This window comes from Salinivibrio proteolyticus, assembly GCF_001996165.1.
Lineage (GTDB): Bacteria > Pseudomonadota > Gammaproteobacteria > Enterobacterales > Vibrionaceae > Salinivibrio > Salinivibrio proteolyticus.
In genome coordinates this window covers 26,877-46,472 of the sequence record NZ_MUFP01000022.1, presented here as the reverse complement: position 1 = coordinate 46,472, position 19,596 = coordinate 26,877, and the positions used below count along the sequence as shown (strand labels likewise).

Below are 19,596 nucleotides of genomic sequence, written 5' to 3'. Positions count from 1 at the left end.
TTGTTTATCAACCCCGAATTACGCTAATCGGTTTGTCACTACAGCATAAACATATGATATTTATGGAATTTGTTAATGTTAAATTTTTTATTAATCATAATGCTTTGATGCGTAACATTTACTGGCCTAAATGTATTGACGGTTCTCAATCTGGTGTGACTCATGCCACAAAGAAGGGGAGACGGGTTGGTCTTCGCCTCATTTGGGGTTGAATGAAATAAAAAGATTGGATAGAAAAACAGACGAAAAATGGATTTTGCTAGACAAAAAAGCCTAGTCACTTTTGCTGCTTATGGACTCAATGGGTGACTAGGCGGATTGAGGCGATTGGCTAAGGAATTCACGATATTGTCTGTCTTCTTTTACGACGYGGTGTACCCACCAGTAACGCAAAAACTTGAAAAACTCTGAAGAGTACAGTTCAGGATCCGCCTGGCACTGAAGCAACACATAATGCGCTTGCCGTGATAAACGCTCATGGATGGCCGCATGTTCTTTGTATTTGGGATAGGCGAGATCGTGAAGAATGTCTTCTTCTAGTTGGAAGTGGGACACAATGTAGTCTCGAAACCGCTGGGCGAGATCATCAAAATCTCCTTTTTCACCATCGGCATGGTGGTACGCGATAGCCTCATAGGTGTCATTGATGATAGCCAGCAATTGCTTGTTGCTGGCATCGAGTTCTGAGTGCCCCACAGAGTATTTGTCCTGCCAACGAATGAACTTTCTGTCTTTGCTCTCTGCTGTTGGCTGTTCAGGGGTAACATTCGGTACGGTTGTATCAATTGTCGGGCTTGTGTCCGTAATTCTTTCGATTTTCTCCTGCTCTTCTTCAGTGAAGACAACAGCACCGTTATGCTCAAAATCGGTCGATTTAGCTGGATCGGCCTGATACATCTCAAAGTAGTATTTTGGTGGTTTTTTGGACTTGGTATCTTTGGCTAGTTGTTGAACGCGATTTTCGAGGTCTTGTTTTCTAACTGGCTTGACCATGAATGCGTCAACATCATAACGGATGCATTCGCTAATCACTGACTGAGAGGCATTAGCGGTGAGAATGATGATCGGTACATCGTGCTGTAGGTGGTAGCGACCGCTACGGATCAGCCTTAGCATCTCCAAACCATCGATAGGCTCCATCTGTAGGTCGGTGATAATTAGGCTAGGTTGTTCGTGAAAGGCTCGTGATATGGCCTCAGCGCCATCGGCCGCCGTGATAACGGATTTGATCCCTAGCGCTTGTGCCATCAAGCCTATGGTATCTCGAATCATCTCATGATCATCTACTACTAAACACCGAGATAGCATACTCCCTCCTGCTAAAGCGCTAACCGTCCTAAAAGCGTAGTAAACGGCGAGTTTTGCTGCTGAGTGATTTGTAGAATTTTTTATACGTTTTTGCGGGGAGTGAGAGATTACGCATACAAAAAAAGGCGCCTAAAAGGCGCCTTTTCTTCTTAAATCTGGTTTAGCTTACAGGCGAGTTACGTTCGCTGCCTGTGGGCCTTTTTGACCTTGCTCGATATCGAACTCAACCTGTTGGCCTTCAGCTAGAGTGCGGAAGCCTTCACCAACGATGGCGCGGAAGTGAACGAATACGTCTGGACCGTTCTCTTGCTGGATAAAACCGAAACCTTTTTCTTCGTTAAACCACTTAACGGTACCATTAGCTTTAGACATGATGTCTCCTGAATATATTAACTAGGTGTAGCAGTGACGCGAGTGCCATTAATCGTTCTATGGGCAAATGTAGCGAATATCTTCAGGACAACTAACTTTCCAGCCAAACGGTAGGGTGTTTCGATGTTTCTATATTCAATTGCTGCATAAATTTCCGATTAGCGAAGCCGCTTAACAGCTCCAAGAGGACTACGCGTAATTTGCGCGTCAGTTTACTGTTGGCTGTGACGATGGTCGCCTTTCAGCTTTCAGTAACGTCAACCAACACGGTTGAACAGTAGCGAGAATACACGCAAAAGAATGTGAGGTAAATCTCTTTTCGCACTTTATATCCGGTTTATTTTGAGTGAATGATTGAAAGTGAGATCAAGCGCCGAGATTTTTGTCAGGGTCAAGCAAATCAAAGGCGAAAATCGCGTCCTGTATTGGGACGGATGTCAAAGATGCTATCGGGCGCTGTCTTTTTTCATCGACATTGACGTACTCTTAATGCTTTCTACGAGTAGCAGCGTGTTGCTGTTTGTCGATCCTCTACTGATAGGAACCCCAATGAACGAAATGCTCTCTCTTACTAGCGCGTTTAGCGTTTGGATTGTACTCGCAATCCTAGTGATTGTTTTCTTGCGTGGCTCGGTAAAGTTTGTTCCGCAAAACACCGCCTATGTGGTTGAGCGTTTTGGTAAATATTACAAAACGATGGAAGCGGGTTTGAATTTTATTGTGCCTTTTATCGACCGTCTAGCCTATGAACGTACGCTAAAAGAGCAAGCGTTCGATGTGCCGAGTCAGTCGGCTATTACCCGAGACAACATCTCTCTAGTAGTCGATGGCGTGCTTTACATCAAAGTGCTGGATCCTTACAAAGCCTGCTACGGTGTCGATGACTATATCTACTCCGTGACCCAACTTGCGCAAACCACAATGCGTAGTGAAGTGGGTAAGATGGAATTGGATAAGACCTTCGAGGAACGTGAAAGCCTTAATACGGCAATCGTCTCGGCGATTAACGAAGCCGCTCAGCCTTGGGGAGTACAAGTCCTCCGCTATGAAATTAAGGATATTGATCCGCCGCGTTCCGTATTGGATGCGATGGAGCGTCAAATGAAAGCCGAACGTGAAAAGCGTGCGGTGATCCTTGAGTCAGAAGGGGCACGTCAGTCGGATATCAACGTTGCAGAAGGGCAAAAACAAGCACGGGTACTTGCTGCAGAAGCGGAAAAGTCTGAGCAGATCTTGAAAGCGGAAGGTGAAGCGAAAGCGATTATCGCGGTCGCGGAAGCACAAGCTGAAGCGCTTGAAATTGTCGGTTCACGAGCGATCACGGAAGAGGGCCAGAAAGCCATCCAATTAGACTTGGCAGAAAAAGCCATCAGTGCGAAAGAAGCGATCGCGAAAGAGTCTTCTGTCGTATTGCTTCCAGAGTCGGGGACCGGTGCGGCGAGTACGGTTGCTGAAGCGATGACCATCATTCAAACACTGAACAAAGTGAAAGGCTAATATGCACAACTGGTTTACCACCCATCTAGCTGAGATGACGATGGTTATCGGGCTGTTACTGCTCGTCGTCGAAGTGTGGTTGCTTGGCTTATCAACCATCGTATTGCTGGCAACAGGGGTTGCTGCGGTACTGGCGGGTCTTTTGGCGATGCTCGGCGTGCTGCCGGAAACTGTGACCGTGATGTTTAGCGCAACCGGGATTGGCGCTGGATTGTTAACCGCCGCGCTGTGGCAGCCGCTAAAGCGGCTACAACGTGGTGCACGTAGTCCTGACAATACGCACAGTGACTTTATTGGTTTGACGCTGACATTGACTGAGCCGTTAACGTCGGCACATCCAGCGACAATTAAGTATTCGGGTGTGGCGTGGCAGTTAGTGCTTAGTGGCAGCTGTCATGATGCTGGCTTGCAAGCAGGCGACAAAGTACGAGTGGTCGGTGTTGATGTCGGTCGCTTTACGGTCGAGCCAGTCAGCGAAGCGGAGTCGAGCCACTAGGCGTTGTTTGCCATTCTGGTTTAATTGAGCCAAATAAAAAGCTCGGGCACCATGTCCCGAGCTTTTTTGCGTTATACGCGCTATGCCTAGCTAACCGAGTGCCTCGATAAGTAGAGGCGATGTATTTAGGCTTTTTTCAGCTGTTTTTTCAGCTTTTTCAGTTTGCTTTCTTGCTTAGCAACTTTTGCTTTGGTCTTTTTGATCGATTTTTTCAGATCTTTCTTTGATGCTTTAGCCATCGGTTTTCTCCTTTCGTTGTCATTGCCGGTGTTTTCGCCACCGCAATACGGCTTCAATGCCGTGGACAGGTGCCGGCAAGTTGCACCTAGAACTGTGATTATGAGCTCTTTTTTTCTTCGTGTTCTTTTAAAAATTGTTTAATAAATCGACGGATCTCTCTAGCAGCTGACGTGTCGAGATCCTCGCATTTTGACAAGAAGGCATCGCGTTGCTCACTATTAATTCGAATGAGTAACTGACTGTCTTTTTTGCTTTTTTCTTTTTTTGTCATCTGCATTTGCCTATCGTTTGGATATACAATGTATATACACTTTCTACGCTTTTCCATCTGGCGTGCTTAATTTGTGATCTGTTTAGTGATCTAAATAGTTATTTTCATACAACTCGACATTGTAGCCGCGGGGTTTCGTCATCCATGCCATAAATAACAAGGAGACGTGCGATTGAATCTATTTAAATAGATGGCTAAATGTCTTTACTGCTAAAGAAATAATGCTTAGGGTAAGGTATCCATGGAGCAAATATTTGGGTAAGGAATTATGGAAAAAAAATACCTGAGCACGAAATTGATTCACGTGGGGCGCGATAAACGTTATACCCAACAAGGTGTGAACCCTGTGATCCAGCGTGCTTCCTCCATTGTTTTTGACACGCTCGCCGACAAAAAACATGCAATTGCGCATCGACACCAGCACACCTTGTTTTACGGCCGCCGTGGCACCCAGACGCATTTTGCCCTGCAAGATGCGATGACAGAGCTCGAACAAGGTGAAGGATGTGCGTTGTTTCCGTGTGGCGCTGCCGCCATTGCCAACAGTATCTTGGCATTTGTGAAAMCGGGCGACCATATTCTGGTGACTGGCTCGGCTTACGAGCCCACACAAGACTTTTGCCAAACTATCCTTGCCGATATGCAGATCGAGACTGAGTTTTTCGATCCGCTTGAAGGAGCCCAAATCGCTGAGCGTATTCGGCCTAATACCCGGATTGTGTTTCTCGAGTCGCCTGGGTCGTACACCATGGAAGTCCATGATACGCCAGCCATGGTGCAAGCGATTCGCGCCAAAGCGCCAGAGGCAATCATTATGATGGATAACACCTGGGCTGCTGGCGTTTTATATCAGCCTTTAACACATGGGGTCGATATTTCGATTCAATCCGGCACCAAGTATATTATTGGCCACTCTGATCATATGCTCGGCACCGCGGTGGCAAATCGTCGCTGTTGGCCGCAGCTACGAGAACGTGCCTATTTGATGGGACAAACCATTGATGCCGAGACGGCGTATCAAGCGGCAAGAGGGTTGCGTACCCTAGGGGTGCGTCTGAAGCAACATCAACAAAGTGCTCTACAGATTGCGCAATGGCTAAAAGAGCAGCCGGAAGTCGCGCATGTCCTTCACCCTGCATTTTCTGATTGCCCCGGACATGTCTTTTTTGAGCGAGACTTTTCTGGGAGTAATGGCTTGTTTTCGTTTGTGTTTGACCAAAGACTTACCGATGCACAGCTGGAAGCGTTCTGTGATCATTTACAGCACTTTAGCATGGCGTACTCATGGGGCGGGTTTGAGTCGTTGCTGTTGACCAATCAACCTGAACAACTCAACCGTATTCGTCCTGCCGGTAAGGTGAGTTTCAGTGGCACCTTAGTCCGCGTGCACATTGGTTTAGAAGCGGTAGAGGATTTGATCACTGACTTAGCAGCAGGCTTTGAACGCATTAAAGCGGCCCAGTAAAAGCTGATAAGCCACCTTAAGTTAATGAAGGTGGCTTTTTGATGTCGGTTTAAGTCTGAAATTGGTCGGTTAGCGTGGTGAGTGCACTCGATTGATGACTCAACTGGGCACTGACGTCGCTGGTTGTATTGATGGCTTCAGTGAGCGATTGGCTGCCTTGCTTGAGCGCACGTCGGCCAGCAGTGAGATGTTCAATTTCCTTGTGCTGTGAGGCCAATGCGGCTTCTACCTCGGCGCTCAATTGTTCTAAGCCTTGGAATGTGGCATGCATATCACTGAGAAAGCCTTGAAGACGAACGCTAGCTTGCTGGTTGGAGGCACTGGCCGTTTGTGTTTCTGTGAGCAGTGAACTGGCGGTATCAACTTGTCCTAAGAGATCGTTAATCCAATTGCGAATATCACCGGTCGATTGTGCCGTACGCTGTGACAGCCCTCGGACCTCATCGGCAACGACCGCAAACCCTCGGCCATGCTCGCCGGCACGCGCGGCCTCAATGGCTGCATTTAATGCTAGTAGGTTAGTTTGCTCCGCAATCCCTTCAATCACATCCATGACCCCTGCAATTTGCTCACTGGTTTGTTTCAGTGTTGCCATGGTTGACGATACCTTCTCCACGATACCCACACTGTGTGCGATAGCGGCGTCGGTAGTCCGCATTTGTTGCTGGATCTCGTCGTTATCGTGCGACACTTTGCTAATGTACTCGCGCGTATCATGAATGGCACTGGCAATGTTTGTGGTGGCACTTTCCATGACGGTGAGAGATTGGGCAACGTCGTCGACTTGACGACGGGTCTGCTGGTTAATCTGTGCGACTTGTTTGCTTTGGGTATCGAGCGTGTCAGATTGACCATCTAATTCGGCCGTTCGCGATTGAATGTCAGTGACAAAATGCGAGAACTTGTCGAGTAAGTTATTAGAGGCCCGCGCGACTGCACTGACCTCATCACTGTACCGATCGGTGAGGCGGGTACTCAGATCGGAACGCTGGTCAATATCTGTTAAGGCATTAGCGATATGATCCAAGCGAACCACCACAGTTTTGCGCAACCATGTCATCAATACCAATGCCAAGAGTAAGGTGGCGCCACAACCAATATACACGGTATGCGCTTGTTGGTTTAGAAAGGTGATCAGCCCGCTTGCAGAGTGTTTCGCATGAGATTGCCTTTCGGCCAGCTTCTCGTTGATAGCGAGCAGCATAGGATCAACGGCCGGATACATATCAAAGTCGACTAACCTCCCCGCATCATAGAAGCTTTTGGCAGCGATGGTTTTTTCTAGCTGGACGAGATAGTCATCGAATGCCTGTTTATCGGCTTGATGTTTCGCGCGCCAGGTTGCGAGCGACGGAGAGCGAGAGAGTGCTTGCCAGCTTTGCTGATAGTCTTGATGAAGTTGTTCAAACTGCGGCTGAATTTCATTCCAGAACAATAACTGTGCTTTGATTTTTTGCGATAAGTTGACCAAGTTGCGGTGATCGCGTTCCAGCGCGAGCAACGCCCAGACTTCAGGCAGCTGTTGATTGACATATTCTGAAGAGGCTTGCGCAGAGCGGGATGAAATCCACAGCGATAAGCTTCCTAGCCCAATCGTGGATGCAATAAAGAGGGAAAATGCGATTAACAGTCGCTGTCGTACACTCATGTTGTTTCCTACCAACTACTCATGTTCGGATGAGGGGCAGGTTAGGCAGCGACTGTTGCAGGGGAATGACACCTGTCTCAATAGTGTGATTTGCGACTAATATCACTGTTTAGTTTGATGAACACAGCGGCTAATAAAATAGCCGCTGTCACCTGTTAGCTCGCAATCGCGGGAGCGTCGGGATCCTTTGTGGAGGCGGCTTTCTCGCTGAGAATCGTGGCAACCGTTTGGCGTGAAAGGTGGCCAATCAATTCCCCTTCTTTGTCAAAAACAGGGAGCGGCCACTTCGATGCCAGCGTGTCTGGGATCACTTGTTCAAGCAAGGAGTCTTGGTCGATAGCAGGCACATCTTCAATCATACTGGCATCAATTTGTGTACTGGGATCAGCTTTGCTGAGTGCTTTTTCACTTAGTGTGCCTTGGTAGCCATCTTCGGTGACATAATAGCCATAGCTGGCTTTCTGTTGGCGCATTTGCGTGATGGCATCGCCAATGGTATTGGCGCTTATGCGACAAATCTGCGGCTGCATCACCGTCTCCACCGTTAGTGCGCGGGCGCGATTCACATCTTTGACAAAGGCTTCCACATAGTCATCTGCTGGACGCAATAGAATATCGACGGGCTCACCAACCTGTACGAGTTTACCATCGCGCAAAATCGCAATGCGATCGCCCAAGCGTAAGGCTTCATCCAGATCATGCGTAATAAACACGATGGTCTTATGTAACTTCTCTTGTAACTCAATCAATTGATCTTGCATCTCGCTGCGAATAAGCGGGTCCAGCGCAGAGAAGGCTTCGTCCATGAGCAAAATATCGGCATCGGTACACAAGGCACGCGCGAGTCCTACCCGTTGCTGCTGGCCCCCTGACAATTGCGCAGGGTATTGGTCCGCGTACCCCTCCAAACCAACGGTTGATAACCACTGTTGGGCTGTGGCGTCGCGTTCCTTTTTGGCCACGCCTTGAATGTGCAACCCAAACGCGACATTTTCTTTAACGGTACGGTGCGGTAATAAGCCAAATCGTTGAAATACCATCGACATTTTATGACGGCGGAATTGCTGCAACTCTTGTTGAGAAAACTGCATAATATCCGTGCCCTCAATGCGAATCGCACCTTCGGTAGGATCAATCAGACGGTTAAAGTGACGGATAAGGGTAGACTTCCCTGACCCCGATAGTCCCATGATCACGAAGACTTCACCGCGTCGAATCGAGAGGTTGATATCACTTAACCCAATGGTATGCCCAGTTTGTTGAAGCAAGTCATCTTTGCTTTTTCCGTCTTTCACACTGGCCATCACTTTGTGAGGGTGTTTACCAAACACCTTGTACAGGCCTTCAATTTCAATCAGCGTGTCATGGGTTGGCTCAGTCATGCTCACTTCCTTTTAAATGCTGCTGCGCACGTTTGGCGTAGCTTTGTGAAACGCGGTCAAAAATGATGGCGAGCGCCACAATGGCTAAACCGTTCAGAAGACCTAGGGTAAAGTATTGGTTAGTAATGGATTTGAGAACGGGTTGTCCCAAGCCTGCCACACCAATCATGGATGCGATAACAACCATGGCCAAGGCCATCATGATGGTTTGGTTAATACCGGCCATAATGGTGGGCATTGCCAAGGGTAGCTGAACTTGGAAAAGCCGCTGCATGCCGCTGGCACCGTAGGCGGTAGCTGCTTCGAGAACATCTTTATCGACCAATCGGATGCCTAAATTGGTTAATCGGATCACCGGCGGAATGGCATAAATCACCACGGCAATGACACCGGGAATTTTCCCGATCCCAAGCAACATAACCACTGGAATCAGATAGACGAATGCCGGCATGGTTTGCATAACATCCAAAAGTGGCGTGACAATCGCTTGGGTACGGTCTGACTTTGACATGGCTATCCCAATCGGTACACCGACACCAATCGCGAGCAGGGTACAGACGAGAATAATACTCATGGTGCTCATGGTGTCTTCCCACATTCCTAGATAGCCGATGGCCGTGAATGCGACCACCACGGCCAGAGGCAGTTTCCACGAGCGGCTGGCCAGATAGGCAATACCGGCCAGAATCGCGATCACTAACCACCACGGTGTCGACAGCAACAAATCTTCGAACCAAACCAGAAAGTTAAGTAAGGGGTCAAAAAAAGACTCGATAGATTCGCCGTATTCACGGGAGAAGCTGCGATAGGCACCGTCGAGGGTTTTACGTATTTCAAGCAGATCTCGTCTGCTCATTTCAGGCACATCAGTTAGCCATGAATTTGCCATTTTCAGGGGGTTCCTTTACTGCGGGGAAAGCGCAGCGCAGCCAAAGACTGCGCTGAGTGAGGTTAAAGTGCATTGTTGATTTTATCGGCGACATCATCGGACACCCATGATGTCCAGATCTCAGGGTGCTCAATTAAAAAGTGTGTCATGGCATATTCGCCATCGGCCTGATTTTCTTCCATCCAGGCAAGCAGTGTATTCATTTGATCGTTAGTAAAGCCTCGTGTTTCGAGATAAGCCACGGCGTCTGGTGCACGCTTTGCGAATCGTTCGGTGATCACGGTATCAACATCAGCCGCGGGATACATAGTGACCCTTGGGTTGAGACAGTCATTCGCGGTCACACATTGTTTGTAGTGATCAATATCGGTGCCGGATTCAAAGTCTATTTTGACCATGTCATATTTGCCGAGCACGGCCGTGGGCGCCCAGTAATACCCGAACCAAGGTTCTTTACGTTCATAAGCTTTGGCGATTGAACCGGCTAAGCCAGCACCAGAGCCAGGGTCAACCATTTCAAAGCCGCTATCGGCAAGGTTGAGGGCGCGAAAGAGGTTGGTTGACGTGATCTGGCAATTCCAACCGGCGGGGCAGCCATAGAATGCAGATTTAGAGGGGTCTTCAGGGTGAGTAAATAGTTTGGCATTCGCTTTAACCCCCGAAATGGTTTTCAGCTCAGGGTAGTCATCGACGAGATATTGCGGCACCCAGAATCCTTCTTCACCGCCGTCAATCAAGGCTTTTCCTGCATAGCGAATCCGGCCCTCGTCGATACCACGTTGCAGTCCTTCACGCATTGAGTTGCTCCAAAATTCCGGCGCAATATCGGGCTCTCCTTTTTCGACCATCGAGGTACCGGTCGGCATGGTGTCACCCGGCACCAGCTCTGCATCACATCCGTAACCATGCTCGAGAATAAAACGGTCGATATTGGCAATTAAGCTTGCAGAGTTCCAATTCATATCGGCAATGGTCACTTTGCCGCAGGTGTGATCATCCGCATTCACGGGCAGTGCGCCTACCGCTAACAGGCTGGCGGCAATGATTCGCTTGTACATAGTGCTTCCCTTCTTCTTTTTCACGCATTCACAATAATATTAGACCACTAACCAAATTGTTAGTGCATGGCACGCCAGATGGATCACGATGTGCCGCGGGCTCGTCGAAATTACTACAAGCATCTATCTAAGAAGTAGAAGGCTTTGCATGGCGCCGACCTGCGCTTATTTGATCAACGATAAAAAGCGTTTAAAGTCGCCACCACCGGCTTGTTGTTGCCACTCGAATAACAAAGATTCAACCACGGTTATCCATGCACCATGTTGTTGCATCATGCTCAGACCTACTTGATGGTGATTGGTATGGCACGAGGACGTCGCGTCGACTGCCACGTGGACATGATAATGAGCACGAAGGAGGTCGCAAGCGGTTTGGTAGACACAAATGTGCGTTTCGATGCCACATAAAATCACTTGTTTACGGTTGAGCGTTTTTAGCTTTTGCTGCACTTCGGGGTGGGCGTAAGCGCTGAAAGTTTGCTTAGCGATGGGGGTGTTCTCGGGCAACAGCGCGGCGAGCGATGGAGAAGTTGGGCCGAGTTTATCCGGCAGTTGCTCCATCCAAATAACGGGTACATCAAAATGCTGACAGGCGCGTAGCAGTTGCGCGGTCTTTTGGTGTAGCGCATCGCTATTTACCACTTTCTGCGCCAGTTTTCCTTGTACGTCAATCAGAATGACGACAGCATTTTCTGTATTAATCATGACACTATCCTTTTGTTTTCAGGGAGTAATAAGCGTAGCAGGACGGTTTTTTCTTCGCCGAGGCCCATCGCACAAGTTATTATCATCACATAAAGATACTTGATATAAATCAACTGGAGCACTAATATATCTTCACATTAAGATAAGTGAGGGCAAGGTATGCATTATTTGATTGCGGTATTGGCACCGATTTTTTGGGGGAGCACTTACTCCGCTGTGGCACTATTCTTGGCGGATCTGTCTCCCTATTGGATGGCTGTGTGGCGCGCATTACCAGCAGGCTTGCTGATGCTATTGATTAGTCGTCGCGGCTTACCGTTGAGCGTGCCGCGCATGCTCGCGGTGAGCTTTTTTAATATCGCAGCGTTCTTTTTGTTGTTATTTGTGGCCGCTTATCGTTTACCGGGTGCGGTTGCCGGGACATTAGGAGCGACCTTACCGCTCGTATTGATGTTGTTGCAGTGGTTAACAGAAGGGAAACGCCCTCAGTTAAAGATGTTGATGTTGGCACTGCTCGGTTTGGCTGGGGTGGGGCTACTCCTTAACCCTTCTACCGACATTGATTGGGTTGGTGCAGGGGCGATGTTAGCCGCCACCGTCTTTGTCGCGCAGTCGACCTTGTGGATGAAGCGCTGGGAGGCCAAAGATATCTTTGGTTTAACCGCGTGGCAGTTGGTCATTGGTGGCGTGATGTTAATCCCGTTTGCGTGGTTACTGGCAGGACCTCCACAGGCAATCAGCCTCCATGCCGTTCCGGGTTTGATCTGGGTAATTGTGTTGAATACTGCGGTAGGTTACTGGGCTTATATACGCTCGATTACCGTATTAGGCCCCAATCGCCAGTCGATCATTATGTTTTTGAACCCACTGACTGCTGTCACCCTCGGGGTCTTGTGGGTTAATGAAACACTTCAACCCATGCAGTGGGTCGGTATTGGATTGATCCTTACCTCCTTGGTATGGATGAAATGGTCTGATCGAGGCGCTCGACCTGTGGTGAAACAAGCCGTAGAGCCTCTGCCAGTTAACCGTTAATAACGATAGTGGACTGTCCATGATACGTAACTGTAGGTGTCGTCAGTCGCTTGTTGATAGTCCTTACTGTGCAGCGCAACGCTCACGTCAGTGCCCCAGCGCGGTTGGTAATAAGCGAAACCGGCCGCGGCACTGGCTTGCCAATGGGTCATATCAATGTCTGCGTTTTCGGGGGGCTTATCGCCATTAATGGTGATGTCATTGGCACGGTACCGACCTTGCACAGCGGTGTAAAAAAATGCGCCTTGGGTGCTGGCATCAAACATTCGGCTGTCAAGGTGGCGACCGGGCTCAAAACTGATCCCACCATAGGAATTCGCTAAGTCTAGCCCGATGCGATAGCTGAGCCCGGCGGATACTTCACTGCGAAAGTTACCAATATCTGCGCGTCCAGATACGCCCCACTCTTGATATTCGCTCCGATGAAGAAGCTGGTGGCGTTCGTAGGCAAACTGTGCCACCGGCGTATTTCGCACCTGATAGTCCCATCCTTTGGGGTCCGGTGAGTCGATAAGCTTGTGCACGTAAGATTGTCCTTGTTCGGTCAAAGAGGCAGGCCCTACGATGCCAAACAATACCGACCATTTATCGACGCGTTCAGGCGTTTGCTGATACACACCCGGCTCGATAAAAATCAGCCCCGCGTAGGGACGTTCGTTAGGTTGCGGTGTGGTGAAGGTGATGTCATTCGGAGTCCACATCATCTGGCCGATGTCCATACTCCAAGCTTGGCGGGCCTCCGGGTTTAAAGGCAATTGCTCTGCAAACCAACGTATCGGCGCCACCGATGTGGTGGTGACATCGTCAGACCAATCACTGTGCCAATGGGCATATACGCCACTGGTATATTGATTATCTTCGCCGAGCGGACTGTCATTTTCGATCGTCACGCCAAACCCTGCTGCATGGCCGAGTGTGGGAAGTGCGAGCATGGCTATAGCGGTTCGACGAATAAGGGGCAGCGATGTCATTAACGTCCTCGTTGGGTTGCATCTTGATGGCGACAGAATCAGTATGAAGAAAAACTGAGTGTTACTCTATGCCACACTCGTCAGTATCGAGTGAAATATGAGTAAGTCCTCCATCAATAATGAAAAGGGATCGTCAAGATGTCAGTGTTTGTCAGTGCGCAGTGGTTAAAGTCGCGATTAGAATCGGTTGTCCCCGTAGATGCCAGTTGGTTTATGCCCGACGTAGCACGCAATGGCTATCAAGAGTGGCAGCAGCGCCGTTTGCCCGGCGCCATATTCTTTGACTTCGATGGCGTTATTAAAGATACCCAATCGCCGTTACCCCATATGTTACCCAGTGCTGAGGAATTTGCGAGACACATGGGTAAACTCGGCATCGCGCCACAAGATACCTTGGTGGTCTATGATACCCAAGGCCTGTTTTCTGCCGCCCGCGTGTGGTGGATGTGTAAAGTCATGGGCCATGAAAATGTCTTTATTTTAGATGGTGGATTGCCGGCTTGGCTGGCACAAGATGGGCCTTTGGAAGAGTCGGCCGCGAAACCCCGCGTCGAAGCAACGTATGTGTCGAGCTTCAAACCTTATCGCTATATAGATGGAGAAACACTGGCGGCAAAACTGGCGGCTGTGAATGTGATTGATGTCCGTCCAGCGGCACGGTTTAACGGGACGGTGCCAGAGCCAAGAGACGGTGTGCGCGCAGGGCATATGCCGGGCGCAAAGAACTTACCATTTGCTAGTCTTACTGACCAACAAGGCTTCGTGATTGATCAAACAGAAGCCAGACGCCTTGTGCTTCCGCTACTCAGTGATACACGCCTTAATGTTGCAAGTTGTGGGTCTGGCGTGACGGCTTGCATTCTCGCCGCAGTGGCCGAGCATTACTTTGGCTACCCGGTTGCTGTCTACGATGGGTCATGGACAGAGTGGGGTAGCCATAAAGCATGGCCGGTGACTAAGGAAGCCAGTACGGCCTAATTGCCCGCTCAGGGCGTTGTCAGTGCCATCTGTTGCGACTGACTCGCGACGTAGCCGGCATTGGCAAACGCTTGCTGACCTTGCTCAGAAAGCAAGTAATCATAAAAGCCGTTAGCGGCGGATGACAGTGGCGCGGTTTTGCGCAAGATCACAAAAGGACGCGCCAGCTTATAGCGCCCATCAGCGATGGCTGCCAAGGTTGGTGCTTGACCATCCACCGATAGCGGCTTGATGCCTGCATCGACCGAGCCCAGCGAGACATAGCCGATAGCATGAGGGTTCTTGGCGACTAGGGTTTTCACCATGCTATTGCTATTCACCACCATTAAGCGTGGACTCACTCCCGACACTGTCTCACCTTTCACGACCTTGGTCAGGTCGAGTAAGGTTTCAAACGAAAAACGTGACCCCGAGGCTGACTCACGGGACACCGCGGCGATTTCACGATCCGCTCCCCCGAGTGCTTGCCAGTTTTTAATCTCGCCCAAATAGATTTTCCGAATTTGCGCTTGGGTCAGGGCTGTGACGGGATTGCTGGGATGAACCACCAAGGCAATACCATCATAGGCCAGAATATCGGTGGTGAGATCCGGAGCAATTTCTTCTTGCTTTAAGTACCGCGAACTCATGCCCATCGGTGCAATCCCTTGTTTTACTGCAGCAATGCCCGCGGCCGAGCCTGTTCCTTGTACCTGAATGACCACATCATGGTCGCGCTGATAGCGCTCGGCAATCACTTCCATCACATGGCTCACAGACGTTGAACCCGTGATGGTGACTGATGGCGCAGCAAATGCGAGTTGGCTGGTGCAAAGGAAGAGGAAAGAAAAAAGTGTGTGTTTAAACATGGGTTAACGTCCTGTTGCGATAAAGAGGCAACGGATTCTATGACAATGATGTGTCATTCCAGTGACAACGTGAGCCAAAACCATGCTGAGTTAACAAGATCAATGTGTTCCTGATGTTTTAACCATCAGCTTCTTCGAGCGACTACACAATATTGACTTTAAAGTGATCTGTGTCACTATTTGATATTTGCATCAATGATATATCCATACATTACTTAAAATTTACTTACACATTAGTTTATTTATTGTTCGCTTGAATAGCGCGTTGATGGCAGCCTTGGATGGGCTTGCCATGCTTTATGTAGAAGTAGAAGCAGGAAGCCGCCTTATCACCGCGAGAGGCCGCTCAGACTGAAACCGAATCAGAATGCGGGAGTGTCACTTGTCTCAAAACCTCGCCACCGTCAGCCGTCGTGCGCTATTGCCTGAGCGCATTTCTCAACTCATTGATGCCCTGTCCAGCGGCGTCTATGAACGTGAACATACGATCAAAATGTGTTTGCTCGCCGCGCTTGCTGGCGAAAGTGTGTTTTTGTTGGGGCCACCGGGCATCGCTAAGAGTTTTATTGCCAAACGCCTAATCGATGCGTTTGAAAACAGTCAGTTCTTTGAATATTTGATGACCCGCTTCTCCACCCCTGAAGAAGTTTTTGGGCCGTTATCAATTCAAGCGCTGAAGGATGAAGGTAAATATGTTCGTCTCACCGAGGGCTATCTACCCAACGCCGATGTGGTGTTCCTCGATGAGATTTGGAAAGCTGGTCCGGCGATCCTCAACACGCTATTAACGGTGGTCAATGAGCGTACGTTTCGCAATGGCGAGCATGTTTATCCGGTTCCCATGCGGCTTCTCGTCACGGCCTCAAATGAACTTCCTGAGCCTGATAGTGGGCTAGATGCTTTGTATGACCGAATGCTTCTGCGCGTATTTGTCAATCGTATTCAAGAGAAGAAGAATTTTAAACTGATGCTCACTGAGCCGAGCCAAGATGAAACCTCGGTGCCAGATAAAATTAAAATTGGCCATGAGGAGTATCAGCAATGGCAGAGCATTATTCCTAGCCTTGCTTTGCCTGATGCGATTTTTGACAAGCTTTATACCTTAAAGCAGCGGCTCGAGCAGGCGGGAGAAGAAAGTCCAAACTTTAATCCAGCCGAATTATACGTGTCGGATCGGCGCTGGAAAAAAGCGGTGCGCCTATTAAAGGCGGCGGCGTTCTTTAACGGGCGTGATGAAGTCGGACCGCTCGACTTACTGCTACTCGAAGACTGTCTGTGGCACAGCCCTGAATCGCGCGAAGTGGTACAGGAGGTGATGCGTCGGTTTGCGGCTGAGATTTTGTTCGATCAGAAAGAAGCCTTAGCGTTAATGGATGACGTGAAAGTGGCCTTGCGTGACATAGAGCAAAGCACGGTCGAGGCGCTCGCCTATCAACAAGACAGCGCAAGTTCGAGCTTACGAAAGCCCACTATTGATATCAGCAAAGCCCCACGTTTTAGCGTCAATCAAAGTCGCGACCTCGTACGTTGCGTGCTGCTCACTGCCAATCCGTCGGTCTCGGAGCAAGAAAAGGGCGATAGTCGCTGGATATACCTCGATGCGGCCGATGTGGAAAAGAAGCTCAAGCCTGGCAGTACGGATCTATATGGCTACGTCAACAAAAATACCCATTTGTGTCGTCTCACTCTAGAGTGGGACGCACAGGGCATGCTGGTGGTCAAAGACATTGCCAATCGTGCTGTGCCGGTTGCGCTGGCGGGGGTGAATAATCCAGACGCTGAGCAGCTTGACACTTGGCATGCGGAAACGGATCAAGCACTTGAACAATTAAATCAGGCTCAGTTTCTTATTCGTCGTGCCCGTAGTCAGCTAAATGCAGGCCTACCTCACCTTTTTGCCCAGCCAGAGTTACTGGAAGTCGCGTCCGCGAGTTTGGTGGATGCCGAGCGGGATGTGAAAGCCCACATGGCTACACTAGAACAGCAAGCGCGCCGTTTACGTCGTCTCGATACGTTTTTTACTGGAGCGGACGATGCTTAGCGCAGAAAGCTTAAACATGGGCTTGATGTTGGCGGAATCCGGTTTGCTTGATGCGGCAATGACGGAGTTGATGTCGCATCCCCAGTTATTGCTTCTCACTGAGCGCAGCCCTGCGATCAAGCGTGCGGTACAAAAACAGCTCGATAAATGGCGCGGCCACACGAAGCGCAAACTCATGCAGCAAGGGTTATCACCGGCCCTGAAGCAAGAAATTCAGCTGTATGAGCAAGCGACAGAGAAATCGGCACGTGCCTTTGAGTCCGACATTCAAACACTTCTTGCTGATTTGGAGCCGGTCTCTTCGTTTCATGCGCAAGCGTCATTATTGGCGTCACAACAGGCCGAACATCCTGACCCAATGTTTCAATCGTATTTTTGTAATAAATGGCATGCGCATTTAAAGGCTGAAATCCACGCGTTGCAGTCGGAAAATTTGGAAGCGCAAAAAGAGAAACTTTTAGACGATCTTTACCGCCGTATTGCAACCTACCAAACGATGGACGGTGTCGATCAATCCGGTGATATCAGTAAAGTGGGTCGGTTGTGGGATATGGCCGCGAGCCATTTGTCACAACATGACGTGACCTTACTTAAACGTTTTGTCACTTTCTTAGAGAAAAATCCTGATCTTCAAGCGATTGCGGAGCAGTTGGGACGGATGGCGAATCAAGTCAGTGCCAGTGGCCCCAGTCAGCAACCGACTGAAACCTTAAAAACAGTGCCAAAGCGACAAGTTGACGTTCCTGATGATATTACGGGTATTTGTCAAAGCGACCGTGTTGACCGCTTACTTCCTAATGAAGCGGTGCTGCTTTCAGATCCTGCGCTCGAAGTGGTGTTTTACAAGCAATTGGTGGATAAACAGCTACTGAACTATCAATTGTCGGGGAAGGCGCATCGTCGCCAAAAGGTAGAAACCAATGCACCAAGTCAGTCTAAGCCTGAGCAGATAAAAGGCCCATTTATTATTGCGGTCGATGCCTCTGGCTCCATGAGTGGCTTTCCGGAACAATGTGCAAAAGCCTTGGCGTATGTATTAATGCGTATCGCCGCCACCGAGCATCGTGACTGCTACGTGATGCTGTTTTCCACTGACCATATTAGCTATGAGCTGACTGGCGAACAGGGGCTACAAGAAGCGATGAGCTTTCTTTCATACCGTTTTCACGGTGGTACCGATATGGCGCCAGTGATTGATAAAGCGCTCGACTTAATGGCAGGTGACCGTTACCAAAACGCTGATCTGGTGGTGGTGTCTGATTTTATCGCGCCCAAACAATCGGACGCGATGATCGAAAAAGTGAATGCACTAAAAGCGCAGCAAAATCGATTTCACGCCGTGAGCCTGTCGAAATACGGTAATCCAGAGCTGATGGCGATGTTTGATCACTGTTGGCGCTATCAGCCATCCTTAGCTGGGCGCTTAGTTAACCAATGGTGGCCGGGCAAACGCGATCACTGAGCGGACGCAGACGGTGCTTTTTTCGCCGATGCTTTTCTTGCCTGCCGAAGATAACGCCACAGTCTCGCGCCAAGTACGGAAATGGTTAGCCCAACCACGATCAATCCTGCCCCCACCCATTCGATGGGTGATAATCGCTCCCCCAGACCTACCGAGGCGGCACTCATTCCCACAATAGGGATTAATAACGCGAACGGTGTGACCGACGCTGAGGTATGTTGATTTAATAGCCAGCCCCAAAAAGCAAAGGCCACCAAGGTAGAAATGTAGCCGACGTAAGCGATGGATAACCAGCCAGATAGCGGTGTTGCTTGCAGCAACTGGAGCGGATGTTGGCTCTCCAGTAAATAGGATAGGGCGAAGAGTGGTAGGGGAGGGATCAAGCTCACCCATACCATAAAATGCATCAGATTCACGCCTGGCATCTGTTTCATCACCAGATTGGCAATGGCCCAGAAAAACGCCGCAGCAACGATCATCGTTACACCTGTGAGGGTAGCGCTACCTGTGGTGGTAAGAAAGAAAAGTGCAAACCCAGACAGAGCAATGCACAGCCCCAGTCCTTGCGCGCGAGTGACAACTTCGCGTAGTAACACCGCACTCAGTAAGATGGTAAAGATCACCTGCGCTTGCAACAGCAAAGATGCAATCCCTGCCGATGCGTCGGCGTCCATTGCCACAAAGAGCAGGCTGAATTTAATCACGCCAAGACTGAGTCCAACGGTCAATAACTGCCACAGTGGTACGCGAGGACGCGGAACAAACAATACCGCGGGGATAGCAACAATTAAAAAGCGCAACCCAGAGAAAAGAATCGGCGGTAGTGTGTGTAAGCCTACTTTGATGACAGAGAAATTCACGCCCCAAATAACGACCACGGTAAGGGCGAGTGCGATACTTTTTGCGTTCATACCTAATTCCTTGGCAATA

Annotated in this window: 19 protein-coding genes; 8 read left to right on the top strand and 11 right to left on the bottom strand. The window is 49.4% G+C overall.

Annotated features, from left to right (window positions below; all coding sequences use genetic code 11):
- The coding region (locus BZJ19_RS17295) for a hypothetical protein (RefSeq protein ID WP_235608250.1) at positions 1 to 212 on the top strand (212 nt) is incomplete at its 5' end.
- 97 nt (positions 213 to 309) lie between these two features.
- Here BZJ19_RS17295 and BZJ19_RS14755 read toward each other — a convergent pair.
- Both BZJ19_RS14755 and cspE read right to left on the bottom strand, forming a co-directional pair.
- Positions 310 to 1,308: a response regulator gene (locus tag BZJ19_RS14755; RefSeq protein WP_077676204.1), complete on the bottom strand. Its 999-nt coding sequence runs from the start codon at positions 1,306 to 1,308 to the stop codon at positions 310 to 312.
- 165 nt (positions 1,309 to 1,473) lie between these two features.
- Complete coding sequence (gene cspE, locus BZJ19_RS14750; RefSeq protein WP_069589811.1) at positions 1,474 to 1,680, bottom strand: transcription antiterminator/RNA stability regulator CspE; 207 nt, start codon at positions 1,678 to 1,680, stop codon at positions 1,474 to 1,476.
- Positions 1,681 to 2,229: 549 nt separating this feature from the next.
- On the opposite strand from cspE, the gene BZJ19_RS14745 reads away from it, so the two are divergent.
- Both BZJ19_RS14745 and BZJ19_RS14740 read left to right on the top strand, forming a co-directional pair.
- Positions 2,230 to 3,177 (top strand): SPFH domain-containing protein, encoded by a 948-nt coding sequence (locus BZJ19_RS14745; RefSeq protein ID WP_077676203.1) that lies wholly within the window; start codon positions 2,230 to 2,232, stop codon positions 3,175 to 3,177.
- Between the two features lies 1 nt (position 3,178).
- A complete protein-coding gene (locus BZJ19_RS14740; protein WP_077676202.1) occupies positions 3,179 to 3,673 on the top strand; it encodes an NfeD family protein in 495 nt (164 codons plus the stop codon).
- Between the two features lie 337 nt (positions 3,674 to 4,010).
- On the opposite strand, the gene BZJ19_RS17195 is transcribed toward BZJ19_RS14740, so the two are convergent.
- Positions 4,011 to 4,184, bottom strand: coding sequence for a hypothetical protein (locus BZJ19_RS17195; protein ID WP_167370411.1), 174 nt, complete (start codon positions 4,182 to 4,184; stop codon positions 4,011 to 4,013).
- A 268-nt stretch (positions 4,185 to 4,452) separates the two neighbouring features.
- On the opposite strand from BZJ19_RS17195, the gene metC reads away from it, so the two are divergent.
- Positions 4,453 to 5,649, top strand: coding sequence for a cystathionine beta-lyase (gene metC / locus BZJ19_RS14730; protein ID WP_077676201.1), 1,197 nt, complete (start codon positions 4,453 to 4,455; stop codon positions 5,647 to 5,649).
- Between the two features lie 49 nt (positions 5,650 to 5,698).
- Here metC and BZJ19_RS14725 read toward each other — a convergent pair whose 3' ends face one another.
- The 5 genes from BZJ19_RS14725 to BZJ19_RS14705 form a co-directional block, all read right to left on the bottom strand.
- On the bottom strand, positions 5,699 to 7,297 hold the full coding sequence (locus BZJ19_RS14725; protein WP_077676200.1) for a methyl-accepting chemotaxis protein: 1,599 nt from the start codon (positions 7,295 to 7,297) through the stop codon (positions 5,699 to 5,701).
- A 155-nt stretch (positions 7,298 to 7,452) separates the two neighbouring features.
- Positions 7,453 to 8,679 carry a quaternary amine ABC transporter ATP-binding protein gene (locus tag BZJ19_RS14720; RefSeq protein ID WP_077676199.1) on the bottom strand — a complete coding sequence of 409 codons (1,227 nt, stop codon included), beginning with the start codon at positions 8,677 to 8,679 and terminating at the stop codon, positions 7,453 to 7,455.
- Positions 8,672 to 9,568 (bottom strand): ABC transporter permease, encoded by an 897-nt coding sequence (locus BZJ19_RS14715; protein ID WP_077457908.1) that lies wholly within the window; start codon positions 9,566 to 9,568, stop codon positions 8,672 to 8,674. Before BZJ19_RS14715 ends, BZJ19_RS14720 begins: the two co-directional genes overlap by 8 nt.
- A 62-nt stretch (positions 9,569 to 9,630) precedes the next feature.
- On the bottom strand, positions 9,631 to 10,626 hold the full coding sequence (locus tag BZJ19_RS14710) for an ABC transporter substrate-binding protein (protein ID WP_077676198.1): 996 nt from the start codon (positions 10,624 to 10,626) through the stop codon (positions 9,631 to 9,633).
- A 165-nt stretch (positions 10,627 to 10,791) separates the two neighbouring features.
- Positions 10,792 to 11,331 (bottom strand): hydrolase, encoded by a 540-nt coding sequence (locus BZJ19_RS14705; protein WP_077676197.1) that lies wholly within the window; start codon positions 11,329 to 11,331, stop codon positions 10,792 to 10,794.
- Between the two features lie 159 nt (positions 11,332 to 11,490).
- Between BZJ19_RS14705 and BZJ19_RS14700 the strand changes: the two genes are divergently transcribed.
- The gene (locus BZJ19_RS14700; protein WP_077676196.1) at positions 11,491 to 12,366 is read left to right on the top strand and encodes a DMT family transporter; all 876 of its coding nucleotides are present in this window, start codon (positions 11,491 to 11,493) and stop codon (positions 12,364 to 12,366) included.
- Here the strand turns inward: BZJ19_RS14700 and BZJ19_RS14695 are convergent.
- Complete coding sequence (locus BZJ19_RS14695) at positions 12,363 to 13,337, bottom strand: lipid A deacylase LpxR family protein (RefSeq protein ID WP_077676195.1); 975 nt, start codon at positions 13,335 to 13,337, stop codon at positions 12,363 to 12,365. The two genes, BZJ19_RS14700 and BZJ19_RS14695, sit on opposite strands and share 4 nt — an antisense overlap.
- A gap of 138 nt (positions 13,338 to 13,475) precedes the next feature.
- Here BZJ19_RS14695 and BZJ19_RS14690 point away from each other — a divergent pair, with 138 nt between their 5' ends.
- Positions 13,476 to 14,315 (top strand): sulfurtransferase, encoded by an 840-nt coding sequence (locus BZJ19_RS14690; RefSeq protein WP_077676194.1) that lies wholly within the window; start codon positions 13,476 to 13,478, stop codon positions 14,313 to 14,315.
- A gap of 8 nt (positions 14,316 to 14,323) precedes the next feature.
- Here the strand turns inward: BZJ19_RS14690 and BZJ19_RS14685 are convergent, their stop codons facing one another.
- Entirely contained in the window at positions 14,324 to 15,163 is an 840-nt protein-coding gene (locus BZJ19_RS14685) for a phosphate ABC transporter substrate-binding protein (RefSeq protein WP_077676193.1), read from the bottom strand.
- Positions 15,164 to 15,530: 367 nt separating this feature from the next.
- Between BZJ19_RS14685 and BZJ19_RS14680 the strand changes: the two genes are divergently transcribed.
- Positions 15,531 to 17,204, top strand: a complete 1,674-nt coding sequence (locus BZJ19_RS14680; protein WP_102136146.1) for an AAA family ATPase — start codon at positions 15,531 to 15,533, stop codon at positions 17,202 to 17,204.
- The gene (viaA, locus tag BZJ19_RS14675) at positions 17,197 to 18,666 is read left to right on the top strand and encodes an ATPase RavA stimulator ViaA (protein WP_077676191.1); all 1,470 of its coding nucleotides are present in this window, start codon (positions 17,197 to 17,199) and stop codon (positions 18,664 to 18,666) included. The genes BZJ19_RS14680 and viaA overlap by 8 nt, the downstream gene beginning before the upstream one ends.
- Here viaA and BZJ19_RS14670 read toward each other — a convergent pair.
- Complete coding sequence (locus BZJ19_RS14670; protein ID WP_077676190.1) at positions 18,660 to 19,577, bottom strand: EamA family transporter; 918 nt, start codon at positions 19,575 to 19,577, stop codon at positions 18,660 to 18,662. The two genes, viaA and BZJ19_RS14670, sit on opposite strands and share 7 nt — an antisense overlap.
- Positions 19,578 to 19,596: the final 19 nt, after the last annotated feature.